The sequence below is a fragment of the Acidobacteriota bacterium genome (assembly GCA_035471785.1).
In the GTDB taxonomy this organism is placed as follows: Bacteria; Acidobacteriota; UBA6911; order RPQK01; family DATIPO01; genus JANQFM01.
This window is the reverse complement of sequence record DATIPQ010000024.1, coordinates 56,725-79,537: the sequence shown is the minus strand read 5'-3', so window position 1 is coordinate 79,537 and position 22,813 is coordinate 56,725. Positions and strand designations below refer to the sequence as shown.

The 22,813-nt window shown below is 62.4% G+C and carries 16 protein-coding genes; 2 read left to right on the top strand and 14 right to left on the bottom strand.

Annotated elements, in window-relative coordinates; genetic code table 11:
* The 11 genes from VLU25_04530 to gcvT form a co-directional block, all read right to left on the bottom strand.
* The coding region (locus VLU25_04530; GenBank protein ID HSR67184.1) for a prolyl oligopeptidase family serine peptidase at nucleotides 1-2,111 on the bottom strand (2,111 nt) is incomplete at its 3' end.
* Nucleotides 2,112-2,294: 183 nt separating this feature from the next.
* The gene (locus VLU25_04525) at nucleotides 2,295-2,690 is read right to left on the bottom strand and encodes a chemotaxis protein CheX (protein ID HSR67183.1); all 396 of its coding nucleotides are present in this window, start codon (nucleotides 2,688-2,690) and stop codon (nucleotides 2,295-2,297) included.
* 237 nt (nucleotides 2,691-2,927) lie between these two features.
* The gene (locus VLU25_04520) at nucleotides 2,928-3,404 is read right to left on the bottom strand and encodes a chemotaxis protein CheD (GenBank protein ID HSR67182.1); all 477 of its coding nucleotides are present in this window, start codon (nucleotides 3,402-3,404) and stop codon (nucleotides 2,928-2,930) included.
* A 10-nt stretch (nucleotides 3,405-3,414) separates the two neighbouring features.
* Nucleotides 3,415-4,338 carry a protein-glutamate O-methyltransferase CheR gene (locus tag VLU25_04515; protein HSR67181.1) on the bottom strand — a complete coding sequence of 308 codons (924 nt, stop codon included), beginning with the start codon at nucleotides 4,336-4,338 and terminating at the stop codon, nucleotides 3,415-3,417.
* Between the two features lie 2 nt (nucleotides 4,339-4,340).
* The gene (locus VLU25_04510; GenBank protein HSR67180.1) at nucleotides 4,341-5,594 is read right to left on the bottom strand and encodes a methyl-accepting chemotaxis protein; all 1,254 of its coding nucleotides are present in this window, start codon (nucleotides 5,592-5,594) and stop codon (nucleotides 4,341-4,343) included.
* Nucleotides 5,587-6,108 carry a chemotaxis protein CheW gene (locus VLU25_04505; GenBank protein ID HSR67179.1) on the bottom strand — a complete coding sequence of 174 codons (522 nt, stop codon included), beginning with the start codon at nucleotides 6,106-6,108 and terminating at the stop codon, nucleotides 5,587-5,589. The genes VLU25_04510 and VLU25_04505 overlap by 8 nt, the downstream gene beginning before the upstream one ends.
* A 26-nt stretch (nucleotides 6,109-6,134) precedes the next feature.
* Nucleotides 6,135-8,120 carry a chemotaxis protein CheA gene (locus tag VLU25_04500; GenBank protein ID HSR67178.1) on the bottom strand — a complete coding sequence of 662 codons (1,986 nt, stop codon included), beginning with the start codon at nucleotides 8,118-8,120 and terminating at the stop codon, nucleotides 6,135-6,137.
* Nucleotides 8,121-8,346: 226 nt separating this feature from the next.
* Complete coding sequence (locus VLU25_04495; GenBank protein ID HSR67177.1) at nucleotides 8,347-9,858, bottom strand: PAS domain S-box protein; 1,512 nt, start codon at nucleotides 9,856-9,858, stop codon at nucleotides 8,347-8,349.
* A gap of 37 nt (nucleotides 9,859-9,895) precedes the next feature.
* Nucleotides 9,896-11,035 (bottom strand): response regulator, encoded by a 1,140-nt coding sequence (locus VLU25_04490; protein HSR67176.1) that lies wholly within the window; start codon nucleotides 11,033-11,035, stop codon nucleotides 9,896-9,898.
* 87 nt (nucleotides 11,036-11,122) lie between these two features.
* Nucleotides 11,123-11,512 carry a glycine cleavage system protein GcvH gene (gene gcvH, locus VLU25_04485; GenBank protein ID HSR67175.1) on the bottom strand — a complete coding sequence of 130 codons (390 nt, stop codon included), beginning with the start codon at nucleotides 11,510-11,512 and terminating at the stop codon, nucleotides 11,123-11,125.
* 118 nt (nucleotides 11,513-11,630) lie between these two features.
* Nucleotides 11,631-12,719, bottom strand: coding sequence for a glycine cleavage system aminomethyltransferase GcvT (gene gcvT, locus VLU25_04480; GenBank protein ID HSR67174.1), 1,089 nt, complete (start codon nucleotides 12,717-12,719; stop codon nucleotides 11,631-11,633).
* 415 nt (nucleotides 12,720-13,134) lie between these two features.
* On the opposite strand from gcvT, the gene VLU25_04475 reads away from it, so the two are divergent.
* Both VLU25_04475 and thiC read left to right on the top strand, forming a co-directional pair.
* Nucleotides 13,135-13,998, top strand: coding sequence for a glutaminyl-peptide cyclotransferase (locus VLU25_04475; GenBank protein HSR67173.1), 864 nt, complete (start codon nucleotides 13,135-13,137; stop codon nucleotides 13,996-13,998).
* A gap of 18 nt (nucleotides 13,999-14,016) precedes the next feature.
* Nucleotides 14,017-15,375 carry a phosphomethylpyrimidine synthase ThiC gene (gene thiC, locus VLU25_04470; protein HSR67172.1) on the top strand — a complete coding sequence of 453 codons (1,359 nt, stop codon included), beginning with the start codon at nucleotides 14,017-14,019 and terminating at the stop codon, nucleotides 15,373-15,375.
* Nucleotides 15,376-15,425: 50 nt separating this feature from the next.
* Here the strand turns inward: thiC and VLU25_04465 are convergent, their stop codons facing one another.
* The 3 genes from VLU25_04465 to VLU25_04455 all read right to left on the bottom strand — a co-directional run bounded on the left by VLU25_04465 (nucleotide 15,426) and on the right by VLU25_04455 (nucleotide 22,801).
* The gene (locus VLU25_04465; protein HSR67171.1) at nucleotides 15,426-15,812 is read right to left on the bottom strand and encodes a carboxymuconolactone decarboxylase family protein; all 387 of its coding nucleotides are present in this window, start codon (nucleotides 15,810-15,812) and stop codon (nucleotides 15,426-15,428) included.
* Between the two features lie 85 nt (nucleotides 15,813-15,897).
* Nucleotides 15,898-16,980, bottom strand: coding sequence for a diguanylate cyclase (locus VLU25_04460; protein ID HSR67170.1), 1,083 nt, complete (start codon nucleotides 16,978-16,980; stop codon nucleotides 15,898-15,900).
* 175 nt (nucleotides 16,981-17,155) lie between these two features.
* Nucleotides 17,156-22,801: an MG2 domain-containing protein gene (locus VLU25_04455; GenBank protein ID HSR67169.1), complete on the bottom strand. Its 5,646-nt coding sequence runs from the start codon at nucleotides 22,799-22,801 to the stop codon at nucleotides 17,156-17,158.
* Between the last annotated feature and the right edge of the window lie 12 nt (nucleotides 22,802-22,813).

The window sequence follows — 22,813 nt, the reverse complement described above, 5'->3', positions numbered from 1 at the left end:
GGGGACATTTCGGCGTTTTTCAGGTGCTTGTCGAGAAATTGGGCGGAGCGGCGGAAGGCGGTTAGCCAGGATTCGTAGCGCAGAAAGCCGTGGACTTCGTCGGGGAAGACGAGTTGCTCGAATTCGACGCCCTGCTTGCGCAGGCTTTCCACCAGGTCGACCGATTCGCTGAAAGGCACGTTGCGGTCGTCGTCGCCGTGGATGAGCAATACCGGCGAACGCCAGCTTTCGATGGACGCCATGGGCGAGGACTCGAAGGCCAGGCGGGCGGCCTCCGGATACTCCAGCGGTTCATATTCGCGGATAAAGTTCTGGATGACCACGTTCCAGTCGTGGACGCCGTGCACGTCGACTCCCGCGGCGAAGAGATGGGAAGCACGGGCCAGTCCCAGGGCCGTCAGGTATCCCCCGTAGGAACCGCCCCACAGTCCGATGCGCTGGCCGTCCACGTCCTCGCGTCCGCGCAGGTAGAGTCCGGCCCCCAGCACGTCGTTGAATTCGCTGGCCCCGGTGGCTCCGTAGTTTTCAGCCTCCCTGAATTCCATGCCGTAGCCGATTCCACTGCGGTAGTTGACGCTCATGACCACGTAGCCCTGCGAGGCCAGGTACTGATTGAAGGCGTAGCAGTTGTGATAGTAGTTGCTGTAATGCCATCCCAGCAGCATCTGACGTCGGGAGCCGCCGTGGAAATAGAGCATGGCTGGATGTTTCTCCCCGTCCTCCCGCTGAGGCGGGAGGAAGAGCTGCCCATGAATGGGAAGGCCGTCAGCCCCGCTGAAGACCACCTGGCGGGGCTCCACCAGGTGTTGCAGCGGGAAGTCGTCGGGCAGGCTGTCCGCTGCCAGCGGACGCACCTGTCCCTCTTCCAAAAGAGCCGGATGGGCCGGATGCTTGCCGGTGGACTGGATCAAGGCCAAGCGTCCCTCGGCCAGCGGAGTGGGGGCCCACTCGTTGGAGGCGCCCGAAGTGAGCTGCCGGGGGGCGCCTCCGGCCGCATCCACCCGCCACAGGTGACGCCGGTCGATGTCGCCCTGGTTCGAGGAGTAGATCAGCGAAGAACCGTCGCGTCCCAATTCCACCTGTTCCACCTCGAACTGGCCGGGAGTCAGCAGGCGGGCCGACCCACCCCGGGCGGGAACGGCCCAGAGGTGAGTCCATCCATCCTTTTCCCAGGGGAAAACCAGGTATCCGTCCTTGCTCCAGAAGAGCTGGGAAGAAGCGACGATGTTGCGGAAAACGCTGCCGCGCCCTTCCTCGGCCCTCCACACCTGGCGGGCCTGACCGCTTTCCAGATCGACCACCCGAATCGACCAGGGATGGCCGCTTCGGCGCGGCTTGAAGGCAAAGTGCTCGCCGGTGACGGGAATCCGGATAAACGCCACCTGGCGGCCGTCGGGAGAAAACACGGGGGAAAAGTCGCCGTCCACGCTGGCATCGGGGAAGCGCAGCGATTTCTCCTCCAAGCTGTAGATGCCGACATAACCGGTGGGTCCTCTGCGGCTGACCAGCGCCAGGTGTGCGCCGTCGGGGGAAAAACTGAGCCAGGAGAGTCCGCCCCGGGCCTTAAGCAAAGGCTTGGGCTCGCGCTCCTCTCCCTCGGGGGGAGTCTGCAAATCCAGCCATTGGAGTCCGCCGCCGGCCCTGAAGATGAGACCGTCGCCCCGGGGCGAAACCAGTGGCGAAGAACCCTCGGCAAGCCTCTCAACCGATCCGCTCTCGAGGTCGGCCATCCAAACGGCCTGTTCCACCCCGGCCGGATTGTGGGTGGGATTGGGCAACTCGCCGAAGCGGTTGGGCCCGTCCCCCCGTACGAAGATCACCTTGGAGGAGTCGGGCGTCCAGGAGAGGCTGGAAAGTGTGGTGCCGTCGTCCTGAGTCCACTCGGTGAGGCGGCGGCCCTGCCAGTCAGGCGCCTCGGCCACCCAGACGTTGCGGGCGCCTTGCTCGTTGAAGACCCAGGCCACCCGCTTTCCGTCGGGAGAGGCCTGCATGCCCGCAGGGAAGGGAGCGCTCATGATCTGTTCCAGAGTGAAAGGCGCGGACTCTTGCCCCTGCACCACCGGACTCAGAAGAAGAACAAGAAAAAAGCTGACAAAACCTGCCTGACGCATACGGATCCCCCCTCCGTCGTTTCCATTCAAAGGCCCCGGAACGCCTCCGGTGCCGCCACCATCGATAATGCCTCATTGCCGGCCCGCCGCCTAGTGCCACCAGGTGGCCAACAAGTTCACACACGAATCAAGTCTCGGTGACCGCGGTGAAGGCCCAATGTTCTCGGCGCTATGAGGCTGCCGTCAGTTAGTAGCCGCGCGAATCAGCGAAACCAGCAACATGCGATCGCGACAGAAGAGGGGAAGCTCAACCACTTTCTCGCCCTTTAGGACGTCGACCGTGTAGTGAGATCCGGAGACGACGCTGGGCAATGAAAGCGAAGTAGACCCGTGCAGTTTGCGGGAGACGTTACCCGCAATCATGTTGGTGATTTCTCCCAACACGTCCTTGACGTTTTCGTCCACCTGCGAACATTCCGTCATCAGCAGGATGCCGGCCAAGGTGCAGGCCATATCTCCCGAGCACTCCAACAGAATGGACCCGTTCCAATCTCCGGTCAGGGAAACGCTGGAGGTGACCTTCACCCCTGGCGCCGCCGCAGCGGCCACCCAAGCGCTCTCGACCTGCAATCCCAACATCGAGTCAAATATCCCCTCTACGGCTTCAAAAAGTTGCTCCTTGGACAGTTCCTTCAATTCGAGGCTCCCGCTGACGACCTGGGACGTGACATCTCCGTTCGCTGAGTGTCCGCATTGTAGCGCAGTGAAGTTGCAATGGCTATTACTTGCTGCCGAAAGACACGATGCCGGTTCAAGAGAGGGAAAGCGTGCTTCATCAACTTGGCCAGGAGGGACAGCCCGTCCATGCGCGGCATTTTAGAGTTGGTTGGTGGCGCCGTTGGAGCGTATGGAAACGGCTCCGTCAGACAATCTCAGACTCATGGTGCGGGAACAGGTCCCCCCCACGTCCTGGGCCTTGATCGGCACCTGATTCTTCCACAGCAACTTGCGCAGGATGGCGTAGTTGCGCTTGCCGATCTGGAACTGATCTCGGCCGCCCTGCAGATTGGCCCCGCCGGCCACCTTGACGACCATGCGGTTCTTCTCGGCGCCCAGCTTGTAGCATTCCTTAAAGAGCTGGGGAATGCCGGTGTCGACGAACATGTAGGGCCGCTGCGCCGCCTTTTCGGGGTCGATGTTGGAGAGGGGCAGCATGACGTGAAGCAAGCCTCCCACCTTGGCCTCGGGATCGTAGACGGCGATTCCCAGGCAACTGCCGAGAGCGTAGGTGATGAGTTCCTCGCCTTCGTCCCCTCCGACATACATCTCGGCGATGCCCACGATTCGCTTCATGTCCCTGCTCCTACCTCTCGCCGCCTGAAGCGGGTTTGCGATAGACGGCGGGCTGGACGAAGCGGTAAGGGTGAGAGAGTCCGGTCAGGCTCTCGGAATGGCCGATCAGGAGGTATCCTCCCGCCTGCAGCAGTTCAGCGAAACGGCGCACCAGCCGCTGCCGGGCGGGCTTGTCGAAATAGATCATGACGTTGCGGCAGAAGATGACCTGGAAGGGCCCCTTCATGGGCCAGCGGCTGACCAGGTTGAGCCGCGCGAAGGCCACCATGTCAAGGATGGCGGGGCTGGCCCGGAAGACGTCTCCGAAAGCCGCTTTTTCACGCTGAAAATAGCGACTCAGCATGGCCGTCGGAATGGTGGAGACGGTTTGCTCCGCAAAACATCCCCGGCGAGCCCGGGCCAGCGCCTGAGTGGAGAGGTCGGTGGCCAGCAGCCGGATGTCGCGCTCTTCAAAGTCGGAAAAGTGCTCGCGCAACAGCATGGCGATGCTGAGGGGTTCCTCTCCCGACGAGCATCCCGCGCTCCACATGCGTACCGTGCGACGGTTCTGCAGGCAAGGCAAGATCACCTGACGCAGAAAGCGGAAATGCTCTTCTTCGCGGAAAAAACTGGTCTTGTTGGTCGTCAGGGCGTCCAGCATCGAGGTCAGTTCGCCCTCGTTTCCGATCTGCTGGACGTATTGCAGGTAGTCGTCGAAACTGTTCAGTCCCAACTGCCCGATGCGCTTGTTGAGACGGGTCTTGACAAGTTCTTCCTTGCCGGATTTCAGGTCGATGCCGGTCAGCCGGTAGACGAACCGGCTGAGCTTCTTGAACTGTTCGGGGCTCAATTGCAGCGAGTGCGCACTGGCCCGGACTCCGCCCGAGAGCGGCCGCTCTTCGACAGAGCCTTTTACGGTGCTGGACCGTGCAGGTCGATGTTGAGGTGGTGCCATGGTTAGAAGTCTTCCAGCAGCGCCTCAGAATCAGAGTCGCTGAAGGGAATCAGCCTCTCGGCTTCCGAGGGTTGCCGGCCGCTCCGTCCGTTGCCGCAACTGCTTCGGCGGGAGGTGTCGTGGCCACGCTTGCCGTGCAGAGGCGGCCTCTCGGACCGTCCTGAGCCGTTGAGCCGGCTCTGGCTGAGCCTGAACTGGCGCACCAGACTGAGCAGTTCCTCGGCCTGGCTGTTGAGCTCCTCTGCTGTAGCCGCCGATTGCTGCGAATTGGCGGCCGTCTGCTGCGTCACCTGATTGATTTGCTCCGCCGCCTGGTTGACCTGACCGATCCCTTCTTCCTGCTGTTCGGAAGCGGTGGCGATCTCGCTCATCATCTCGGACACTTTCTGCACTTTCTGGTCGATTTCGTCCAGCGCCTTGAGGACTTCTTCGTTCATCTTGACGCCGTCGTCGGCGCTGCTCACCGAATCCTCGATCAGGGCCGAAGTATTCTTGGCCGCATCGGCTGAGCGTATGGCCAGATTGCGCACCTCTTCGGCGACCACCGCGAAACCGCGTCCGGCATCTCCGGCCCGAGCCGCTTCTACGGCGGCGTTGAGGGCCAGAAGGTTGGTCTGAAAGGCGATCTCGTCTATGGTCTTGACGATCTTGGCGGTTTCGTCGGCGGACGACTTGATCCGCTCTACGGCTGCGGAGAGCTTGCCCATGCTCTCCACGCCTTGCCGGGTGGTGGCGCAGGCGTCTTGGGAGAGTCCGGTGGCTTCGTGAGCGTTGGCGGCGTTTTGCTTGGTCATCGAGGCGATTTCCTGCAGGTTGGCTGCAATCTCCTGCAGGGTCGAGGCCTGCTGGGAAGCGCCCTGAGCCAACGACTGGCTGCCGCTGGAAATCTCCTCCGAAGCCGAGGCCACCTGCATGGAGGCCTGGTTGACTTGGCTCATGCCGTCGTCCAGCGACTGCAGCGCCGAGTTGAGGGCTTTCTTCATGCGGGCGTGATCGCCTTTGTAGTCCCCGCGCATGCGCCGGCTGAGGTCGCCCTCGGCCACCATTTCCAGCACCTCGATGGCTTCGCTGACCGGATCGACGATGGCTTCTACCAGTTCCTGGAGACCCTCCATCATGGGACGGTAGGCCTCGCCCAGAATCTCCAGGTTTCCACGCTCGCTGAGCTTCCCGTCTTTGTAGGCTTCTATGAGGCGCTTGACCTCGCGCCCGTAGGTGGCTCGTTCGTGGGTTCGTCTTTTCCAGAAATTAAACATGACTCTCGTCTCCTGATGATCCGTTTCGAGCCATCGGGCGGCGCACGTCTGGGGCGGAAAGAGCTTTCTCGATGTCGAGCAATAGCTTGACCTCGCCGTCCGGCCTGCCGACTCCCAGGATGTAGTCTGTGGCGATATCCGAGCCGAAGGAGGGCGCTTGATCGATCTGATTTGCCTCAATCTCAACCACTTCCGAGACCCTGTCCACCACGACCCCCGTTTTCCCTCGCTGGGACTCGATAACGATGATGCAGGTCTGCCGGCCGTCGTCCTGGGCGGGCAGGCCGAATTTTCGGCGCAAGTCGACGACGGGGATGACTTTGCCTCGCAGATTGATCACGCCCCGAACGTGCTCGGGCGTCCTGGGCACGGGAGTAATGGGTACGACGCCGATGATTTCGTGTACTTTGAGAATCTCCAGTCCATATTCCTCATCGCTCAGAAAGAAGGTCAGGAATTTCCCGCCCGGTGAAGCGTTGCTTGAATGATTTCCGTTTTGGGCTTTTTCAGTCATGTCTACTTCTCCCTCCGCTCCAGCCCTCAGGCGGCCGAACGTGCCTCCGTTCCGCCCGAGCTGGGCAGGTTTTGAGCCATCTCCACGAGTTCTTCGGTATCGATGATCAGGCCCACGCGGCCATCGCCCAGGATGGCGCCTCCAGACACCCCGGGGACCGGGTCGATGCCGCCTCCCAGCGACTTGGCGACCACTTGCTGCTGTCCCAGCAGGTCGTCGACCATGAGAGCGCAGCGGCGCTCTCCTTCACCCACCACGACCAAAATGGCCTGGGTGGGGTTGCGGCTGGCTCCGGGTATCTTGAAGAGGCGGTTGAGGCGGTAAAGGGGCAACAATTCCCGGCGCAACATAACCATCTCGCCGCGTCCTGAAACAGTCGAAAGGGCCGCTTTCTCCGGGCGGAAGCTTATGTGAATGTCGATGGCGGGAATGATGAAGCGCTCCTCTCCCACCTGAACCAACATGCCGTCGGCGATGGCCAGCGTGAGCGGCAGCACCATGGTGAATGTGGCGCCTCGGCCCCGCTCTGAAGCTACCTGGACGCGTCCATGAAGGGATTCGACGTTGCGCCGCACGACATCCATCCCCACCCCGCGTCCCGAGACGTCGGTGATCTCCTCGGCGGTGGAGAAGCCCGCGGCGAAGACAAGCTCGAAAGCCTCGCGGTCGGAAAGATCCTGGCCGGATTCGATGAGTCCTTTCTGGACGGCCTTTTCGATGATCTTCCCGCGGTCCAGTCCGCGTCCGTCGTCGCGCAGTTCCACCACCACGTTGCCGCCGGACTGGCGGGCCGAGAGCCACAGGCTTCCCGCGCGCGACTTGCCGGCCTCCTGCCTCTCCCGCGGGGACTCGAGACCGTGGCCGCAAGCGTTGCGTACCATGTGGACCAGGGGATCTCCGATGACGTCGACCATGTTTCGATCGATCTCGGTGTCCTCACCCATGGTGATGAACTCGATCTGCTTGCCCTCCTTGCGCGCCAGATCGCGCACCAGGCGCGTCATCTTCTGAAAAGTGGGCCTAAGCGGGACCATGCGCATGGAAAGGCTGAGATCTTGCAACTCGCGGATGATTTTGCCGGCGTGGTTGACCTTGCGCGCCAGGGAGTAATTGCGCTGATTGAGCAGCAAGCGGTCCTGGGCCACCATGGACTGAGCGATCACCAGCTCTCCAATCATGTCGATGAGGCGGTCGAGACGGTCGGTACGCACCCGCAGCGAGGATTTCTGCGAATTGGCCTGCTTCTGCGACCGCAGCGCCTGGGCCACGTCGGAAGCCTTCACCTTGCGGGAACGCACCAGGGCCATTCCCAGCGGCTCGTCTCCGCGGGTGGCTTCGACCTCTTCCACTACTTCCCGCGTGACGGCCCCTCGGGAGACCAGGATGTCGCCCAGGCGGTGGCTCACCGGAGCAGCAGGCTCGGCCTCGCCGTCGGCGGTGATTCCGTTGCCCTCCGGATCTTCCAGAATGCGGCAGACCCGGGCGAAGTCGGAAGGCAACTCGACGGGCTGACCGCTCTCCAGTCCGGCCTTTACCGCCTTAAGGAGTTCGCCCAGCACATCCACGCTGCGAAGGGCCAAGTCGGCGAATCCTCCAGCGCACTCGATTCGGCGCTCGCGGATGCGCTGGAAGAGATTCTCGGCCAGATGGGCCAGACGGGACACGCGGTCCAAACCCAGGAATGCCGAAGTTCCCTTAATGGTGTGAAAGGAACGGAAGACGGTGTTGATGCCTTCCATGTCGTCGGGATTGCCTTCAAGGTCGAGCAAGGCGGCCTCGGCCGCATCGATGGCTTCTCCGCTTTCGGCGATGAACTCCTCCATCAAGTCGGCATCGACGTCCTGCGGAAGAGCCTGGACTGCAGGTTGCGGCGGCGCTCCGGCCTCCGGCGGGTCCTCTTGCGGGGAAGGGTTTGCTGGTGCAAGCGGCTCAGCCTGGAGGGCCTCGGCCCACAGACGGTCCTCTTCGTCATGCAGGTCCTGCTCTTTTTGCTTCTGGCGTTCCTCAGACATTTCTTTCCTCATCGGCAGCAAAGGCCCTGAGCTTCAGGCGTCCGGCCCTTCACGACCGCAGGCTCCATGCGGATTCCGCCGGCTCCTCGGCCCTGACTCCTACGCAAGCAAGATGCATGCCATAGCGGAAAGAATATAGAGTCCTTGTATTCGACAGCGGACTGCGACAAGCCCTTGGCGCCGGGCGGAAGCATGTCGTTGAAATGACGGCCTGAGGTGGAAGCGCTCAGAGGTCGCGGGAGGGAAGGTAGAGATCGACGCGGGAGCCGTCGTGGCCGCTGTGAATGTCCATGAAGCCCCGCTGGGCGGAGACGATTCCCCAGGCCACAGTCAAGCCCAACCCGGCTCGGGAATTGCTGGAGCCGACGAAGGGCAGCAAGGCGTCTCCGGCGGGTTTTACCGAGAACGCTCCGCCTTCGTCGGCTACCGAAACCAGCAGGTAGCTTCCTGAGGGAATGATAAGGGCGTTGCCCAAGCGGTCCTCGTTGAGGGCCAGATCGCGGGAAGCAATCTCGATCACTCCGCCCGAGGGCATGGCCTGGCAGGAATTGTCGACCAGCTCCTGCAGAGCACGCAGCAGCAGCGACGGATTGGCCCGAAGCGGACTGCGGCCCTCCAGCCGCGCCTCCAGCGAGTATGGGGAGCCCGCAGGCAGCTCCTTCTTCAACTCTTCCAACAGCTCCTCCAGCATGGTGCGCGAATCTTCGACGTATTGCAGGCGCTTGGGGGCATCGCCGCAAGTCAGGTGGAGGCGTCCGGCCAGATCCATGGCCGAATGGGCCGCACCGAGAACTTGTTTCAAGCGATCCTGGGCCTCTTCGCCGTCTTGGTTTGAAAGCGCTTTCAGGGCCGCCTCGCCGGCCGCCAGCACGGTACTCAGGCTTTCGTTGATCTCGGTGGACACGCGTCGCCCCATTTTGCCCAGTTGGCTGAGGCTGGCGGCCCTGGCCTGAAGCGGCTCGAGCTGGGATTGGCGGCGCCGGTCGACGGCCACCGCGCTGTAGCCGAGGGCACTTCCGTCTCCGGCCAGACGGAGGGTTGAAAAGAGGAGGCAGTGGACGGGGATGCCGTCGCTGCGCAGCATCTTGACCTGCAACTCGCCTGACTTTCCGCCTTCCAAAGAGCGTCGCAGACGCTTCAGGGAAGGCGCCGTCATGAGGTCTTGGTCGGTCAGCTCGAGGGATTCGTCGAGGGAATAGCCGAGCAGTTGCTGGGCTGCCAGGTTGAAATGAAGCACCGAGCCCTGACGGTCGGCGATGTACATGGGCAGCGACGATTCCTCGAAGAAGGTCTTGTAGCGCAGGGCCCGCTGCTGCATCTCGGCTTCGGAAGGAAGCCGCTTATTGCGCATGCGTAGTTTCTCGCGGGCGAACTTCGAGTTTTGGGAGATTTCATCTTCCAGCAGACGCCGCAGCCGTCTGCTGGTTTCCGCTGAGGAAGAGCTGAAATGGAGTCCGAATCCCTGAACCGGCTCCTCCTGATCGGGCAGCCGATACCATCCCGAGTGCACCACCTTGGCCAGGAACTCGAATTCTTCCGGGTTTTTCTCAGTCTGGAAGGTGAAGACCAGTTTGGTGCCGGCCTCGGGTATCGACTCGGCGATGACGAATGCCCCCTCGGCAGAAAGTTCGGCGAGCAGGCCTTCCTGAGGACGGGCTTCGAATTGAGGGTCGTCCCAGGTGAAGCTGCACTGCATACTGACCAGCCATCGTGGGGCGCGGAATCGGCGAGTCGTCATGGGCCTACTCTACCGCAGATTGAGGGCCCCGATGGCCTCAGGAAGCCACGGGGAATCCCTGGACAGCCTCCTCCATGGTGGAAAACACTGGAGTGCTGCTGGTTTCGGAGAACTGCCGCAGCATGCGGGCCAGGGAGGGATCGGGAACCATGATGCTGAGGCGGATTCCCAGATCGCCGGCCGATTTCTGGATGGAACTGACGCAGGAAACCACCGACATGTCGGTTTGGGTGGCTTCCGACATGTCCAGCAGCAGCCTCTCGTAGCCGCTGTCTGCGATGTCCTGCATGGCCTCTTCGGCCTTGCGCAAGGCCTGCTGGGCGAAGGCGGCGGCCGAAATGGAGTGCTCGGAGAGAGGAGGGAAGTGGAAGGCCGCGTAGTCGCCTTCATAAGTGAGCAGTTCTTGAGAGCCGGCCAGGTTGGCCTTGACGCAGGTGCGGATGGAACGCTCGTCGAAGGGCTTGATGAGCATGTCATGAAAGCCGGCGCGGCGGGCCCGCCCCATTTCGTCCCGCATGGTGCGGATGGCCATGGCCACGAAACGCGACTTTTTGAGTCCCTCGTCGGCCCGCATCATGCTGAAGATCTCGAAGACGTTCTGGCCTGGGATGACCAAGTCGAGGAGCAGCACCTGGGGAACATACTTGCCGGCCAGTTCCACCGCCTCGTAGGGTTGGGAGGAAGTTATGACGGTGGCATCGTCGGAGAGATAGCGGCGAGCGGCTTCGAGGACGTTTTCTTTGTCGTCCAGCACCAGGACCTTGGGTTTTCCGTCTTCTTCAGGTTGGCCTTGGCCCTCATCGTCCTCCTCATCCGACAGGCCCAGGGCCGTGGAGACCTTCTCCATCAGGAGTTCCTGATTGAAGGGCTTGACGATGTAGTCGCTGATACCCATCTGGATCAGCGAGACCACCATCTCTCTGCGCGATTCGGCGGTCAGCATGAGCACGGGGATCTTTTCAGTCTGAGGATCGGAGCGGATCTGCCGCAGGCATTCCTGGCCGTCCATGATGGGCATGGTGACGTCCAGGATGATGAGGTCGGGTCGTTCGCGCTTGGCCGTTTCGAAGCCTTGCTGGCCATCGGCCGCCTCGATGACGTCGAGGTCGAGCGGCTGCAAGTAGCGCTTCACCAGCAGACGGATGGTCCGGCTGTCATCTACCGTCAGTACTTTCATCGAATCCTCCGCAGAAAGTCTTACGACCTCCTTATCGGTTGCCGGAATCGATGCTTTAGGCTTGCCGGCTGGGGAGCTGGACGAAGTCTACTGGGATTCTTCCTTGACGTACTGCTCGTACTCCTCGGCGCTCATCAACTCGTCCACTTGATCGGGGTCGGCCAGGCGGATTCTGACCAGCCAGCCGTTGTTGTAGGGGTCATCGTTGACCAGTTCAGGAGAATCTTCCAGATCTTCATTGATCTCGACGACTTCCCCGTCGACGGGCATAAAGATTTCGGAAACGGCCTTGACCGATTCCAGGGACCCGAAGGCGTCGCCCTGGGAGAAATCGGAGCTTTCTTCAGGCAACTCAACATAAACAACGTCACCCAGTTCGCTTTGGGCGTAGTCGGTGATGCCGATGGTTCCGATGTCTCCATCCACCAGCAGCCACTCGTGATCCTTGGTGTAGGAAAGCTCGTTGGGCACGTCCATAATCCGAATCCTCCGTCGTTGTTTTCAGTTCAGCGTTGGTCCCTTTAAATCGGCCCGTTGCGACGCCCACAGGATAAGGGCATCGGGCGCCGCGCTTCAAATCTTTTCTTGGCTGTCTTCAGTCTTTTTTGTAGAAAGGCTTGGCCACGACTTTGGCCGCCGCCCGGCGCCCCCGGATTTCGATTTCGAAACTGCGGCCCTCTTGGGCGGCCTCCAGGGGCAGATAGGTCAGGCCGATGTTCTTCTCCACCGTGGGCCCGTAGCTGCCGCTGCGGACGCGGCCCACCTCCTGCCCTTCGAGGATGACCGGATATCCGTCGCGGGCGATGCCGCGATCCACCATTTCGAAAGCGATGAGCTTGCGCTCGAGGCCCTCTTCCTTCTGGCGCCGCAGTGCTTCGCGTCCGATGAAGTCATCGCTCTCAAGCTTGGCGATCCACCCCAGGCCGGCTTCCAGGGGCGTGGTAGTGGAATCGATGTCGTTGCCGTAGAGGGGAAAACAGACCTCCAGCCGCAAAGTGTTGCGGGCGGCCAGTCCGGCCGGTTGGATGTCTTCTCCCTCTCCCGCCTTCAGCAGGGCGCGGAAGACCTGCTCGGAGTGGCGCGGATCGAGATAGATCTCGAAGCCTGCCTCGCCGGTATAGCCGGTGCGTGAGATGATCGCGTCCACGCCGTCCACCTGCCCGACCTGGAAGCGGTAGTAGCGGATGGCCGACAGGTCGCTGGCGGTGAGACGCTGCAGGACGTCCTCCGAGCGCGGGCCCTGGATGGCGAATTGACTGTAGAAATCGCCCACGTCGCTGGCCTCAGCCTCGCCGCTCAGGTGCTCCGACACCCATTTGAAGTCCTTGTCCCGGTTGGCGGCGTTGACGCAGATGAAGATGCGCCGGGTACTGAAGCGGTAGACCACGATGTCGTCGACGAAAGTCCCCTCGGGGGTGAGGAAGGCCGAATACTGGGCCTGGCCGTCCTCGATGCGCGTCAAGTCGTTGCAGGTGAGCCGCTGGGCGGCCTGCAGCGCTTCAGGACCGGTTATTTCGATCTCACCCATGTGGGAGACGTCGAAAATCCCCACCGATTGACGGACGGCTTGATGTTCCTTCAAGGTGCCGGCGTACTGCACGGGCATCGACCAGCCGGCGAACTCTACCATGCGGCCGCCTAGTTGCTGGTGCAGCGAGTGGAGGGCTGTCTTGCGTAAATTCAATGGGTGCTCTTCCTAATGGTTAAGAACAAGATCCTTGGCCAGACAGTTCGAGCAGATCGGCAAACCGGCTCGAAGCGCCTGCGGACGCAGGAACTATAACACGTTCATAGGGCCGTTTCGCGTCCCTCCGGCGGGGCTCTGCCAGTGCCGCCTACAAGGTGGCGGGGCAGTACGCTACAATGGGTCGGCAACTAAAACGATTGAGAAAGGAGCAGAATATGGGCAGCGTACTGAAGAAGAAGAGAAAGCGCCGTGGAAAGCTGCGCCGCAAGCGTCGGCACCAAATCCGTAAGAACTCTCACGCCAAGTAAAGGCCGGTCCTTCTTCCCTGGGCCGGCTCAATACGTCCAGGGAAGTCTTCCGGCCATCCGTCCTTAGGTTTTTTAAAGGCTTTGGTTTTCCCTCTCCGGCGACTATGAGCCGCAAGAAGAGCAGCGGCGGGTCCCTCACAGGCCGCCCACCTCAATCCCGCCAGTCCAGCCGCTTTCCGCTTGGCCCCTGGACGGGGCTGTTGGGCTTAGCCGGCCTAGCGGTGCTGGCATGGCTGCTGTGGAACGGATTTTTTCAGGGGTCGGCCAACGGTCCCCCGCGCCAGTATCGTTTGCAGGTGCTGCGCCGTATTCCCCACGATCCCAAGGCCTTTACTCAGGGGCTGCTTTGGCACCAGGGCAAGCTCTACGAAAGCACGGGACGCTACGGCGAGTCCTCGCTGCGCAGGATTAATCCCGGCGACGGCCGCGTCGAGGCCGTGAGGCGGGTGGAGAGCGATCTTTTCGGCGAAGGTCTGGCACGGGTCGGCTCCGAACTGTGGATGCTGACCTGGCAGGAAGAAACCGCACTCATCTTCGACCTCCAGTCCTTGCGGCCCCTGCGTCGCCTCAGCTACCGGGGCGAGGGATGGGGATTGTGCCACGACGGCCGCCGCTTCATCATGAGCGACGGTTCCCACCGTTTGACCTTCCGCGACTCCGCTACCTTCGAGGTCGAAGAAGTGGTGGAGGTGTTGCTGGGCGAACTTCCCGTGCGCAGCCTCAACGAGCTCGAATGCGTCGACGAATACGTGTACGCAAACGTGTGGCAGCGCAACGTCATCCTCAAGATAGATCCCGACCGGGGAAGGGTGGTCGGTCAGGTGGACGCGCTAGGCTTGCTCAGGGCAGAAGAATCCCGTGATGCCGACGTGCTCAACGGCATCGCATACGATTCGGAAAACGACTCCTTCTATCTGACCGGAAAGCTGTGGCCTGCGCTCTTCGAGGTCCGATTTGTTGAGCAGTAAGCAGAAAGTGAAGCCAATATGAGAAGCAGTTGGGTGAGAGAACGCAAGGGAGACAACGTCACGCAAATGCACTTTGCCCGCCAGGGGCGGATCACGGAAGAAATGCACTACGTGGCCCGGCGCGAGGGGCTTGATCCTGAAACAGTACGCCACGAGGTGGCGCGGGGACGGGCCATCATCCCCGCCAACATCAAGCACGGCAACCTGGAGCCGATGGGAATCGGCATTAACCTCAAGTGCAAGGTCAACGCCAATATCGGCAATTCGGCCGTCGTCTCCAACATCGATCAAGAGGTCGAGAAGCTTCAGGTGTCGGTCAAGTACGGAGCCGACACGGTGATGGACCTGTCCACGGGCGGCAATATCAACGCCATCCGCCAGGCGGTCATCGACCACTCCCCCGTCCCCATCGGCACCGTCCCCATCTACCAGGCCATTCAACGCGTCAAGGAACCTACCGACCTGACTCCTCGGGACCTGCTCGAGGTCATCGAGATGCAGGCTGAGCAGGGTGTCGACTACATGACGGTGCACTGCGGAATTTTGCTCGAGCATCTGCCGCTGGTGGCAGGACGCATCACCGGAATCGTCAGCCGCGGGGGCAGCCTGATGGCCCAATGGATGGTGCATCACCGCCGCCAGAATCCGCTCTACACCCACTTCGAAGAATTGCTGCAGATCTGCAAGCGCTACGACGTCACCCTGTCTCTGGGCGACGGGCTGCGTCCCGGATGCCTGGCCGACGCCAGCGACCGCGCACAGTTCGCCGAGCTGGAGACGCTGGGCCAACTGACCCGCAAAGCGTGGCAGCAGGACGTCCAGGTGATGATCGAAGGTCCCGGCCACGTGCCCTTTGACCAGATCCAGATGAACGTGGAAAAAGAGCGCGAGATCTGCCATGACGCGCCCTTTTACGTGCTGGGTCCGCTGGTCACCGACGTGGCGCCCGGCTATGACCACATCACCTCCTGCATCGGGGCCACCATGGCGGGATACGCCGGAGCCGCCATGCTTTGCTACGTGACGCCCAAGGAGCACCTGGGGCTGCCCGACGCCGAGGACGTCAAGCAGGGACTGATGGCCTACAAGATCGCGGCCCATGCCGCCGACGTGGCGCGCAAGCGTCCCGGCGCCCGGGCCTGGGACGACGAGTTGTCGAGGGCCCGCTACAACTTCGACTGGAACCGCCAGTTCGAACTCTCGATGGACCCGGAGACGGCTCGGGCCATGCACGACGAGACCCTTCCCCAGGACTTCTTCAAGAGCGCGGAGTTTTGCTCGATGTGCGGACCCAAGTTCTGCTCCATGCACATCAACCGCGAGGTGGAGGAGTTCATCCGCAACGCTTCGCAAGCGGTGGAGCAAGCGACCGGTTAGCCCACGCCGGGAAAGGCCGCACCTCCGTCGCCAAAGCTATGGAGCATAAACTACTCAAAGTGGAGGAGTTGCAGGTTTTCGGCGGCGATGTCGGTTTGGTCGACGACTGAAGCGGCTGCCACGCCCATGGTGATGGCGATGGCCTCGCTGATTTCTTCCTTGCTGGCGCCGTATTCGATGGCCTTCTTGATATGCCCCTTGAGGCAGCCGCTGCACTTGTAGCCCAGGGAAGCGGCGATGGCGATCAGTTCCTTGGTCTTGCGGTCGACGCGGGTCTTGCGGTAAGTCTCGCGGTAGAACTGAAAGTAAACCTTCTTGAAGCGGTCCTCCACCATGGTGTAGGAAGGCCACTTGTCCTGCTCGTTGGTTTCCGCCTGAGACTTCTTTTCCGTTCCGGAATCCTGCGGCGAGGTTTTATGGGCTTGTGCGACGGCCATTTTGCTCCTTCGATTCGGTCTAGCCTTTGCACGTTTCAATACGCTTGCCTGAGAAGGTTGGTTCCCGAAACGCCGGGGGGCCGCGTCAAACGCGGGCCAGTTCGGCTTCGCTGGTGACCTGATTGCGTCCGCTCTGTTTGGACTGATAGAGAGCGGCATCGGCGCGTCCGAAAAAGTCGGAGTGCTTTTCGCCCGGCTTCCAGCAGGCCACTCCGGCCGAAACGGTCACGCGTCCCACCGTCTCTCCGCTTTCGATCCGGCGCACCCTTCCGGCTTCGACGGCCAGACGGATGCTCTCAGCCAGAGCGCAGGCACCCTGCAAAGGGGTGTCGGGCAGCACGATGGCGAATTCTTCCCCGCCATAGCGGGCCGGAGTGTCCTTGCCCTTGGTGGACTGGCGCAGCACCGTGCCCACCTGCTTGAGGACTTTGTCGCCCAGCAGGTGACCGTAGGTGTCGTTGAAGCGCTTGAAGTGATCGATGTCGATGAGGATCAGTCCCAGGGACCGCTCCTTTTCCAAGGCGCCCCGCATGGCGTCCTTCAGAGTCTGGTCGAAAGCTTTGCGGTTGGGCAGTCCGGTGAGGGGGTCGGTGTAGGCTTCGTGGCGGGTCTTGCGCAGTTCTTTGCGCAGGGTATCGACTTCGCGGGCGCTGTCCTCCAGGCGGCGGCGCAAAGTGCCGTTGGACTGCTTCATCATCTCCACGCGGCCGAGTATGCCGCCCACGATCTCGCGCAGTCCGGCGGCGTCGGGGGCGCTTTCCAGGCGGTCCCCGTAGTCGCGCAGAGACTCGTCGAGGCGGTCGGCCTGCTGTCCAGCCTCAAGCATCGAGCCGTGGACGTCTCCCAAGACCCGCTTCAACTCCTCCTGCAGACGCCGCAGGACCTCGGAGTCGGGATCGGAGAGGTACTTGCGGTAGAGTCCGTGGCAGATCTCGTTGGTCAATGACTGGCCGCGCTCCGCCAGGCTGTCGATCTCGGCCTTCAGTTCACGGCAGCTATCAGCCACATACTCGTACCAGACGGCGTAATTGACCGGATTGCAGGGCACCCCGTGACGGGCGATCAGGGGCAGAGCCATGCGCAGGTACTCGGCACTGATTTCCGGCGGTTCATGATATCGGGTGGCAGGCAAATCTTTCTCCTCTACGAAATCAACAAACTTGCTCAATGCTGTTTTTTCTTTATCGGTCAGCGGCCCGGACGACTTCAGACTTAGTGGAGGAAAAATGGAAGATAACGCTTAAACTTAAACAGTGCGAGAATGGCCGACTCGCCTTGCCACTGGGCAGAGGCATAACTTGGAACCTTTGGAACCTGGGAAATGGGACTTGGTCGTTGGCCTTCTAAGGCCTGATCGTCCATTCGGCGTTGGGGTTTTCGCCGTACATTTCGGGACTGTACATGGCCTCCACGCGGGTGGCGGGGAGTTTGAAGGTGCCGGCCTGGTTGAGCCGCAGGGTGTATTCCAGGGTGATGGAGCCCTTGGGAAAGTAGCCGTAGTAGCTGCGGAAATGGCGGAAAGAGCGCTCTTCGAAAGCCTTCCAATAGCGTCCCTGATCGCGTTCGTCCTGCGTGAGCAGGGCGGAATCTCGGCCCAGTCCGCCGCCCAGCACCAGCGAACCGGCCGGAATGGGATCTTCCACTACCACCCAGGTGCGGTCGCTTTGGGCCTCGATTTCCAGGCGCACGCGTACGACGTCGCCCCGCGAGTAGACGCCCTCTTGTTTGACGTCCACGGGCGTGACCGTCTTGGAGACTCGGAAGCCGGCGAAGTCGGGCTCTTGAAGGGGAATGGCGGCGCGGCTGGTGAAGGTGACCCAGGGCGGACGTCCGCCGCTGTGATCGACCTGCAAAGGCGACGGCGATTTGTCGGCGCCCCATCCCTGACTGAGGACGATGTCCGACTCCGTCTCCTGGAAGGGAGTGGTTGCTGCCGGAGCGCTGCTGACCAGCGTGCTCCAGTCGATGGTCTGGGCCAGGCCGTCGAGGTTGACGCGGCTTTGCCCGCCCACCGGCTCGGACTCGAAGAGAGCCGCGAAGCGCTCCACCGCCAGCACACCCCAAGCGTTGGCGGGAGTGGTGTCCCAGTGTCCCCGCCGGCGGCGTTGCAGCACTCCGAGGACCAGCCGTCCCATGTCCTCGTCCCACTGCGAGGTGTCCTGCGACTGCAGCATGGTCAGAAGGGTGCGGGCCGCGTTGAGGTCGGGACTGATCATCAGCCACCACAGGCGGTCGCGCTGCTCCGTCGAGAATCCCAGCGAAGTCCCGCGGAAGTCGACGCGCGAGTTGAGGATCTGAAGAGCTTGGCCCAGGCGCGGCTCGATGTCTTTCACATCGGGGACGCGGCGCAGCACCTCGATCCAGTCGAGCAGGGCCGAAGTGGGCCACAGGTTGGGTTCGACGGAAATGGAATCGAGCAGGTTGGCCTGGGCTTGCTGGTGGCGGGACAGCGCGGCCACGGCGGCCAGCTTGCGGATGGAGAGGTCGGCGGTGGGGAGTCCGGTGCCGCGAATGATGCGTCCTTCGATGAAGCCCCTCAAGGCCTCGAAAATGCGATCGCGGTGCGGCTCCGGGATGTCCCATCCGGCTTCCGAGCTGATGGCCACGAAATAAGAGGTGAGGACGTCGCTTCCCGGCCAGGAACCGGGGAAGTAGCGCAGCAGTCCGTCGCCGTCCATGTAAACGGGGAGCTGGAGCATGAGCCGCTGGTAGGCGTCCTCGTCGCGCAGTGCCACGGCCTGGGAGAGCTTTTGCTCAAAGCAGGTGTAAGGGTATTGCTGCATGTACTCGCGCACCCCGTCCAAGCCGTCCAGCAGGGTCGGACTGAGCCTGACCTCGACCCCGCCCCGGTTGGGCAAAGCCCTCTCGGGAGGCGCGGCACTGAGGCGGATGGGCTGGTCGGCGCGCCGCAAAGTCGACTGGTAGACGCGCACGGGAACGGCGGCGGCGACTTCCTGCTCCACCTTGAGGGAATCGGAAACGTCCGCCGAAGAGGCCATGAGCAGGTATTGCAGCTTGCTGATGCCCGCGGGGACGCTCAGTTCCCATTCCACGACCTTGGACTGGCCTGGCTGCAACTGGGCGGTTTGGGCTTGGGGCTGCTCCAGGTCGGGATGGTCGATCTGCAGCTCGAGGTCGACCACGAGAGGACGCTCAGAAGCGTTGCGGACGGTGAACTCGGCTCTCAGCAGGTCGCCCTCTCGGACTACCGGCGGCAGTCCCGAGAAAAGCATCAGGTCCTGGGTGGCGCGCACCGTAGCCGATCCCCAGCCGAATCGCTGCAGCCGGTCGTTGGCGACGGCGGCGATGCGGAAGGAGGTGAGCGAGTCGTTGAGGGGGATGGTGACGCGGGCCCGGCCTTCTTTGTCGAGCTTGACGCGTCCCTGCCAGAAGAGCAGGGTGTCGAAGAGTTCGCGGGTCAGGTTGCGTCCGCCGCCGCCGCCCGGAGGCAGGGCCTTGAGTCCGTAGTGGCGCTTGCCCACCACCTGCATTTGGGCGGTGGCGGTGGAGACTTCGTAGTTGCGCCTTCCCATCATGGCGGAGAGCAGGTCCCAACTGGTGTTGGGCTGCAATTCCAGCAGCCCTTCGTCGACGGCCGCCACGGCGATTTCGCTGCCCGCGGGAGGCGGCGATCCGTCAGCCTGGCGGACTTCGATTTCAACCGGCACTTTCTCGCGCACCCGGTAGACTTCATTTTCAGGACGCACCGAAACGTCCAGCCGGTGGCGCTTCCATCCCACCTTGATCTCGGCGATGCCCAGCCGGTAGGAGGGCTTGCCCAGGTCGATGAGGGCCGTAGGCTGGACGTTGCCCACCCGCGGACGCAGCAACAGCGCCGAGACAAAGACGTTGGGGGCGCAGGTCTCGCACATGGGCACTTCGATGACCGGATCGCCGGCCCACAGCGGACGCACCCAGGCCTGCAGCACGCCCTCGCGTTCCAGGGTCACCAACGCGGTCGAGTTGCGGAAGGGAGTGCGGGCGTGAAGCCGGGCTGTCTGGCCCGGTTCGTAGCTGACCTGCTCGGGGATGAGGTCGATGCGGTCGTTGTCCGAGGCTTCGAACCACCAGTCGTCCTCGCCGGCCAGCCAGAGGGAGATGTGAGTCACCGACTCGCCTTGAGGCGTGGACAGATGAGCTTCCAGCAGTGCGCTGCCCGAGAAGGATGCCGAGATGCGGCAGGGCAGGCGTCCCAGCAAGTCGGTGGATCCGCTGCACACGTCGCGCTCCACCAGGTTGACTTCGTTGTGGTGCTCGAATGCGTAGAATCCGCCCACCAGCCGCTTGCGCACCGAATAGGTGACCCTCTGATAGAGGTCGACCCGCACCTGGACGTCCTGCTGCGGACGCCCCTGTACATCGGCCGCGGCCACCTGGAAGCGCACGTCCTCAGGCTCGGCCCGCCATCCGTCCGCTTTCAACCCAACCAGGGAAGGCGTGGGCCAAAGGGGCAGGGAAGAGGAGACAGTCTGCGTTTCTCCGGCCGGGTCGCGGAACTCCATCTCGCTGCGCAATTGGGCCGGATAGTTGAAGTCGGGGACGTCCTCCAGCAGGATGCGGGCTCCCCCTTGGGCGTCCAGAGTGGCCTCCCGGCTCTGCAACTGCGACCATCCAGCGCCGTCCGGGGAGTACATGTCTTCACCCTGGGCGGGGCCGGCGGCGAAGTTGAAGCCGTCGAAGCGCTCGAAGTTGACGCCGCGCCGGTTCAACTGGTAGCGGAACTTGACCGGCAGATCGGCGGCGCCTCCGCCGGCCAGATAGCGGACGTTGAGGTCGAATTCCAGCGTTCGCGGACTGACCAGCGGCCCATCGGGGGGACGGATATCGGCGGTCGCTAAGGGCACGCGGTAGTCCTCGACTCTGAAAGTGCCGCTGGGCCACTGCTTGCCCGTCTCCTTGCCCAGTTTCTCGATGAGGCTGGCCTGATAGAAGCCCAGCAGAGCGTCACGGGGGATCTCCCACTCGTTGAGGGCGCTTCCGTCCTCGCTCCAGGTGAGCGGGAGTTGATATTCCTTGCCGCTTCCACTGTGGCGCAAGAGCAGGCCCGCGGGCCGTTCGCGGGCGGGCTCGAAGGCGTTCATGGTGCGCTTTCGCAGCAGGTGCTTCATGTGCAGCGTCTCGCCCGCGCGCAGCAGGGTGCGGGCGAATACGGTGTGGGCGCTCAGCGGCTCTTCGGCGCGCCAACTGGTGGGCAGTCCGTAGCGCCAGGGCTCGATGCCTTCGTTCCAGGAGGTGTGGACGAAGCTCATGTCTTCGCCGGTGGATGCGGTCACCAGCAGTCCGTTTTGGTATTGGCGGTAGCCGCAGCGGGGGATCTGGGCGGGTGGGTCGTCAAAGAAAATAAGTCCGCGGGCGTCGGTGAGTCCTTCGGCCAGCCGGCGTCCCCGGCAGTCCCATACGCTGACGGCCGCCTGGGCCACGGGATTGGCTTGGGAGAGAGACGTTACCCACGCCATCCAGTTCTCGCGTCCTTGCTTGAAGTGGACGGACAGGTCGGTCACCAGGGCCGTAGAGCGCACATACATCGGGCCCGGGCGATCCAGCAGCCGCTCTCCCAAGATCTCGCTTTTCAGTTCTACGATGTAAAGGCCGGGGTCGGGCAGCGGTATGCCCACCACCTCGAAGTCCTCGGACGGGTTGGGCTTGGGAACGCTGATCGTTTGCGTGTCGTCGTCGGACTCGAAGACCGAGTGCTTGCGCGATTCCCACTCGTTTTCCTGCAGCTTGGTCAGCCAGTGCAGCAGGTTCTGGGCGCGGCCCGGTTCGATGCGCAAGGTGCGTCCCGGCAGGGCCGGCTGGCTGCGCAGTCCCGGAAGCTCGCTCTCCACCCGGCGCAAGGTCACCGGCAGGACCGGATCGGCCTTCCACTCCAGAATGCCGAAGTCGGCCGCGAACTTGGCCAGGGGAGGGTAGGCGTCCACGGGGACGGTGAGAGGAAAGCGGGAGGCGTTGACCAACGCGCGTCCGGCGTCGTCGCGCAGTCCCGACGGAAGGTGCAGGGTGAGGTCGGTTTCGGGCGGAAAGGGAGCCTCGAAGATCACCCCGTCAACCAGGTTGATGTTGTTGTCGCGCTGAGCCTCCCAGAGCTGGCCGGAAGGTCCTCGGAGTTCGATCTTGGAGGCCGATTCCCATTCCACCGGAGCCGTGAAGTTGAGCCGTATGTTCTCGATAGGAATGCAATTCTGGCGGGCATTTTCGCGCAAACAACTGAGATTGGCCATGAAGTCGACTCGGGATCTAAAGACCAGCGTCTGCGGCTGACTGGTGGGCACGCCGTTGGCCGACTCGATCCCCTCGTCCCACAGCAAAGTCACCTGCTTCTCGGCCGGAAAGGTCTGGAGGGCTTGCAGCACCACGACTCGAGGACTTTCCAGCGAGTCGCGAAAGCGCCAGTTGGCCTCCAGCAGGGATTTTCGCTCTTCCCCTTCGATCAGCCGCACGCCCACCCTCTCTCCCACGCCTTCCACCAGGAAAGCGGCTCTTTCCAGCACGGTCTGCAAGTCGGGATCGCCGCTTAGTTCCAGCACAAAGGCCTGGTCTTCGGCGATGTTGGTGTGACCTTCATAAGGGTCGGAAGCGAGGACGGCGGGCCCGCCGGTGGAGAAAGAAAAATCCCGCTGTCCCGCCAGGGCTTGGCCATCCAGCGTCTCGAGGCCGGTACGGAGAGTAAAGCGGCAGCGGATGCCTGCTTCCAGATCGCGTTCGAAGTCATAGATCCAGTTGCGGGTGTCTTCCCAGCGCGCCGAGCCAGCCACCGGACACTCGATTGAGAAGGGTTCCTTGTGCGCCTGGGGATCTCCGAAAGGCACCATGGGCTGCGTGAAAACGGCCCTGACCTGACGAATCTGGCGAACTTCACCTTGAGGTGAAAACCGCTCCACGCGCGCTTGAGAACTCGCTTCTTGCTGTGTTGTCGCCAGGACCTGCAGCAGAGAAACCGTCAAGAGTATGAAGATCAGCAGAACCACATCGCGCCGCAGCAGCATCATATTTCACGTCCT